This window comes from Occallatibacter sp., assembly GCF_049802275.1.
In the GTDB taxonomy this organism is placed as follows: Bacteria; Acidobacteriota; Terriglobia; order Terriglobales; family Acidobacteriaceae; genus Telmatobacter.
Genome location: NZ_JBARMD010000492.1, coordinates 1 through 5,567, shown reverse-complemented (window position 1 = coordinate 5,567; position 5,567 = coordinate 1). Strand labels below are relative to the sequence as shown.

The 5,567-nt window shown below is 60.3% G+C and carries 6 protein-coding genes; 2 read left to right on the top strand and 4 right to left on the bottom strand.

The annotated features are described in order from the left end of the window. The 4 genes from WA354_RS17140 to WA354_RS17125 form a co-directional block, all read right to left on the bottom strand. Positions 1 to 504: tRNA-dihydrouridine synthase (locus WA354_RS17140; RefSeq protein WP_472814242.1), on the bottom strand; the 504-nt coding region annotated here is incomplete at its 3' end. After that, positions 497 to 1,825, bottom strand: coding sequence for an FAD-dependent oxidoreductase (locus tag WA354_RS17135; protein WP_472814241.1), 1,329 nt, complete (start codon positions 1,823 to 1,825; stop codon positions 497 to 499). The genes WA354_RS17135 and WA354_RS17140, both read right to left, overlap by 8 nt. Before the next feature lie 121 nt (positions 1,826 to 1,946). After that, complete coding sequence (locus tag WA354_RS17130) at positions 1,947 to 2,816, bottom strand: nitrilase-related carbon-nitrogen hydrolase (RefSeq protein WP_472814240.1); 870 nt, start codon at positions 2,814 to 2,816, stop codon at positions 1,947 to 1,949. A gap of 161 nt (positions 2,817 to 2,977) precedes the next feature. After that, on the bottom strand, positions 2,978 to 3,457 hold the full coding sequence (locus tag WA354_RS17125) for a nucleoside deaminase (protein WP_472814239.1): 480 nt from the start codon (positions 3,455 to 3,457) through the stop codon (positions 2,978 to 2,980). Positions 3,458 to 3,499: 42 nt separating this feature from the next. Here WA354_RS17125 and allB point away from each other — a divergent pair, with 42 nt between their 5' ends. After that, entirely contained in the window at positions 3,500 to 4,867 is a 1,368-nt protein-coding gene (gene allB / locus WA354_RS17120) for an allantoinase AllB (RefSeq protein WP_472814238.1), read from the top strand. Then, positions 4,864 to 5,567, top strand: a 704-nt coding sequence (locus WA354_RS17115) for a M20/M25/M40 family metallo-hydrolase (protein WP_472814237.1), incomplete at its 3' end; no start/stop codon positions are given. The genes allB and WA354_RS17115, both read left to right, overlap by 4 nt.

The following is a 5,567-nucleotide window of genomic DNA, read 5'->3' as shown; positions in this document are numbered from 1 at the left end:
CGCCTTCTCCTTCACCCACGCGGTAATCATCTCGGTATATTCGGGGACCTGCCCCACAGCCGATCCCATCCCGCGTTCGCTCATGCCATGCGGGCAGCCGAAATTCAACTCCAGCCCGTCTGCGCCGGCGTCTTCAGCGCGCTGCACAATGTCGTGCCACGCATCGCGCTTCGACTCAACCATCAGCGACGCAATGATCGCGTGATAGGGATAACTCCTCTTCACCTGGGCCATCTCTCGCAGGTTTTCTTCAACGCTGCGATCGCTGATGAGTTCGATGTTGTTGAGGCCCATCATGCGCTGCCCCTGCCAATCCGTCGCGGAGTAGCGTGAGCAGACGTTGGTGACCGGCTCACCGATGGTCTTCCAGACCGCGCCGCCCCAGCCAGCATCGAAGGCGCGCATAATCTGCTCGCCGCAGTTGGTGGGCGGAGCCGAAGCCAGCCAGAACGGATTGGGCGCATCAATGGAGCCGGCGAACTTGTGAACGCGAATATCAGGCATAGGCTGCCTCCGCGATCTTCATGATCGCCTGTGCGGCGCGCTTTCCATCGGCAACCGCATCCACCACTTCCCTGCCTCCATTGGAACAATCGCCGCCGGCAAAGTAGCGCGGATTGGCGGTCTGGCCGGTCTCGGGATCGGTTACGATAACTCCGCCGCGCAATTCAATGCGCCGAAGCTCCTGCACCAGTTGCGCAAACGGAGACTGCCCTATAGCGGGGACCACGTAGTCGCATTCAATGGCATATTGCGAGTCCGGCATCGGGAGCAAGGCCTTGTCCACTTCGCTTACCTGCACCGTATCGAGCAGCAGCCGGCCGCGCTCATTGGAGCGGATCGCATAAGGCTGCCGACGCCACAGGAACTGCACGCCTTCCTGCTTGGCGTGTTCATATTCAAAGTCGAACGCAGACATGTCGCGTTCACCACGACGATAGAGCAGGTAGACCGTTTCCGCACCCAGCCGACGCGCCGCATTGGCGGCATCGATCGCGGTATTGCCAGCTCCGACGACAACTACCGTGCCGTTCAATTCACGAAGACGGCCGGTTTTGTAAGACGCGATGAATTCGAGGGCGTTCAGCACGCCCTTCTGGTCTTCGCCGGGGATATTCATGCGCTGCATGGCGCCCAGGCCGACGCCGAGAAAGATGAAATCGAACTCCGACTCCAACTCTTCGAGCGCTTCAGCAGTTTCGATGGCGGAGCCGGTGCGAAACTCCACGCCCATGCGGTGAATCATCTCGGCTTCGCGGAGGCTGTCGGCGGCGCGCAGCTTGTATTCCGCAACGCCATAGGTGTTGAGACCGCCGGGCAGGTCTTTGCGTTCAAGAATGGTCGCTGATGCACCATGCCTGCATAACTCCGCAGCACACGCCAGCGATGCGGGCCCACCGCCGATACAGGCAACCTGGACGTTGCGCGATCCGCGTGGGGCGGTCAGGAGTTCCTCGCCGGTCGCCTCGAAGGAGTCCATCGCGTAACGTTGCAAACGGGCAATCTGAATGGGCGCGTGGTTGTAGCGATGCATGACGCACGCGCCTTCGCATAGCACTTCAACCGGACAAGCCTTCGCACAACTGGCGCCAAGAATGTTGGCGTCAAGGATTCGCAAGGCCGATCCGCGCAGATTTCCAGTGCTGATGCGCTTGATGAAGCCCGGAACGTCGATATGCGTGGGACAGGCCCCGGTGCAAGGCGCGTCGAAACAATTCAGGCAACGATTGGCTTCAATCACTGCCGCCTGTGGCTCGAGTGGCGGCTTGATGTCGCCGAACCGCTCACGCAGCAGTAGATCGTCGGGTAATGTTGCGGTACTCATGAAGACCTCGGGAAGCTCTCTTGTTCTCTCTTGTTCTTGTCTCGGCTACTCTGCTGTCTTTCTATGGCTATTCTCTGCTGTCTTTCTATAGATTGACGAGAATTTTCGCCGAAAGGTTCGGTTAAGAGGCAACCAGGGGGCCATACATGTCGGGCCGACGATCGCGGAAAAACTGCCAGGTTCTGCGTACCTCTGCAATTTCATCGAGATTGAGATCCGCGGTCAGCACCTCATCCTTGTCGCGCGATGCCTGGGCAACGATCTGCCCGCGCGGATTGGCAAAGTAGCTGGACCCGTAAAATTCGCCGATATTCCAGGGCGCTTCGGTGCCGACGCGATTGATGGCCGCGATGAAATAGCCGTTGGCTGCGGCGTGCGCCGGCTGCTCAAGTTTCCAGAGGTACTCGCTAAGTCCCGCAACCGTTGCCGACGGGTTAAAGACAATCTCGGCTCCGTTGAGCCCAAGGCAGCGAGCGCCTTCGGGGAAATGCCGGTCGTAGCAAATGTAGATCCCAATTTTGGCAAAGCCCAGGTCGAACACGGGATAGCCCAGGTTCCCGGGCCGGAAATAGAACTTCTCCCAGAATCCCGGAGCCACATGAGGAATGTGAGTCTTGCGGTACTTGCCGAGATAGGTGCCATCGTTCTGCAGCACGGCGGCGGTGTTGTAGAAGATCCCTTCCTGCTCTACCTCGTAGACCGGCACCACCATGGCGATGTGCAGTTCTTTCGCCAACTGCTGCATCAGCTTTACGGTTGGACCATCCGGCACGGGTTCAGTCATCTCGTACCACTTGGTCGACTGCTCCGCACAGAAATAGGGTCCGTTGAAAATCTCCTGCAGGCAGACGATCTGGGCTCCGTCACTGGCGGCCTTCCGGATGAGACCCAAGTGCTTCTCAATCATCGCTTTCTTCTGCGTCGCAAGCGGCTCAGTGGCGGCAACAGCATTGGAAGCCTGGATGATGGAACATCGAACAACGCGCGGCATTCGGCGGCGACTCCCGTCGGAAAGGGGATGAGTATTAGACGTTATCGCATAGAAGCGGCTTGGGCAAGAGCTTGGGATTGGATTTAAAGCACTTGGCTCCCGACCTGTTTCAGGAGATCAAGCAGGCTTGCGATACGAAGGCGCAGCGGATGCCCGGTCGCCTAGTACGGAATCTTGTTCGGCGAGACCATCCATGCGGCAAAGCTCTGCCACGCCTCATCGCGAAGATACTGCACGGCCGGCAGGGAGCGCTTCGCCGGAGCCTTGCGAAACTCCGCATAAAGATAGGCATCGTCGAACCCCGCCTTGGCTGCGTCTTCTGCTCCCGCGCCAAAAAAGACCGCATCGATCCTCGCCCAATGCGACGCCGCCAGGCACATTGGGCAAGGTTCGCAACTGGTATAAAGCTCGCACCCAGCAAGTGAGAAGGTGCTCAGCGCCTTGCACGCCGCACGAATCGCCGTTACCTCGCCATGCGCCGTGGGATCGTTCGTCGCCGTAACCATGTTCACGCCCTCGGCAATCACCTTCCCGTCACGGGCAATGAGCGCCGCAAACGGGCCACCCCGGCCCGAGGTCACGTTCTCCGTCGCAAGCGCGATGGCGCGGCGCAAAAACTCAAGATTGGGCTGACGAGTCATATCGCTTGCCTTCGGCAATTCCAAAGGTAAAGTAAACACAGTATGGCACAGGCTTTACGATCTACTCGCGTCCTGACCGGGGACGGACTCACCCCCGCCACGTTGATCGTGGAGGGCGAAAAGATCGTCGCGATTCGCGCCTGGGACGAAACCGTGAGTGCCATGGAACTCCACGACTTTGGGGATCTGATCGTTCTCCCCGGCCTGGTCGACTCGCACGTCCACATCAACGATCCCGGCCGCGCTTGGGAGGGTTTCGACACAGCCACGCGCGCTGCAGCCGCCGGTGGCGTCACGACTTTGGTCGACATGCCGCTTAACTGCCTGCCCGAAACCACAAACGTCGCAGCCCTCGAAGCCAAGCGCGCCGCGGCAAGTGGTAACGCGCGGGTCGATTGGGCACCGTGGGGCGGCGTAGTCCGCGGCAATGCCGCCGAGTTACCCGCACTCGTCGAAGCAGGCGTTCCCGGATTCAAATGCTTCATGATCCACTCCGGCATCGACGGCTTCTGCTGGGTTAACGAGAGCGACTTGCGATTGGCAATGAAACAGCTACGCGGAACGGGTCTGCCGCTGCTGGCGCATGCGGAATTATGCGGGCCAGTAGATGAAGCGACGCAAGATTTAAAGGCGACTCCTGCGGGCTGGCGTCGCTACGGGACGTATCTCGCGTCGCGACCTCAGGTGGCAGAGTCAGACGCAATCGCGCTGCTGACCACCCTGGCAGACGAGTTCACGACCCCGGTGCACGTGGTCCATCTATCGAGTACCGGAGCAGCTCTCACTCTGTTGGAGTTGGCTCGACGCCGCGGAATTCCAATCACGGTTGAGACCTGCGTGCACTACCTCTGGTTCGCTGCCGAAGAAATTCCTGATGGCGCGACGGAATACAAGTGCGCACCGCCGATTCGCCGCGCAGAGAACCGCGAGAGACTGTGGAGAGCGCTTGAAGATGGCCTCATTGACCTTGTCGCCACCGATCACTCGCCCTGCCCACCCGAGATGAAACACCGCGAAGAAGGACGCTTCGACCTTGCCTGGGGCGGAATCGCGAGCCTCGGCCTTGCCCTCCCCGTGATGTGGACCGCAATGCACCAGCGCCGATACAACACGAACGACGCGGCAGAGCGAATCGCCAAATGGATGGCCGCCGGGCCCGCTCGGTTAGCCGGCATATATGGCCAGAAAGGGATCCTCGCCCCCGGGGCCGACGCCGACATCGCCATCTTCGACCCCGACACCACCTGGAGTGTTACCGAAAGCGATCTCCATTTTCGCCACAAGATCTCGCCCTACCTCGGGGCGATGCTGTGCGGGCGCGTTGAGGAAACCTGGCTGCGCGGTCAACGAATCTTTCACTCCGGTCAATGCGAAAACAACCCACGCGGCAGAGAGTTGGTACGCACGTGAGCGATCGCGCAAGACAGGCCATCGAAGAGTGCCGCACCATCGCCCAAATGACCGAGGAGCCCGGCCGCACCACCCGCCGCTTCCTCACTCCGCCGATCTGTCAAGTTCATCAGCACCTGCGCGAGCGAATGGAAAGCCTGGGAATGTCCGTGCACGTCGACGCCGTCGGCAACCTCCGTGGACTCTGGAAACCTGATCACAACGCATCCAGCAGGCGCCTGGTCCTCGGCTCCCACATCGATACCGTTCCCGATGCCGGCGCCTTCGATGGTGTGCTCGGGGTCGTGCTCGCGCTTGACCTGGTCAAGTCCGCAACCCGCCTCAACCTGCCCCTCGCTCTCGAAATCGTCGCGTTCTCAGAGGAGGAAGGCGTTCGCTTCGGATTTCCCTTCATTGGCAGCCGAGCAGTTGCCGGGCGTTTTGATCCGTCAATGCTTGCGCACATGGACGCGAATGGAATATCCATCCGGCAAGCGATCAAGAGCTTCGGACTCGATCCTGGCAGAATCGAGGAAGCGGCGGCGGACGAGCATACAGTCGGCTTTCTCGAAATTCACATCGAACAAGGCCCAGTGCTCGAAGCCGAAGGCCTCAACGTCGCCGCCGTCACCAGCATCGTCGGCCAGACGCGGCTCGATCTCAAGTTCATCGGCCACGCTAACCACGCCGGCACCACGCCGATGCACCTGCGCCGCGATGC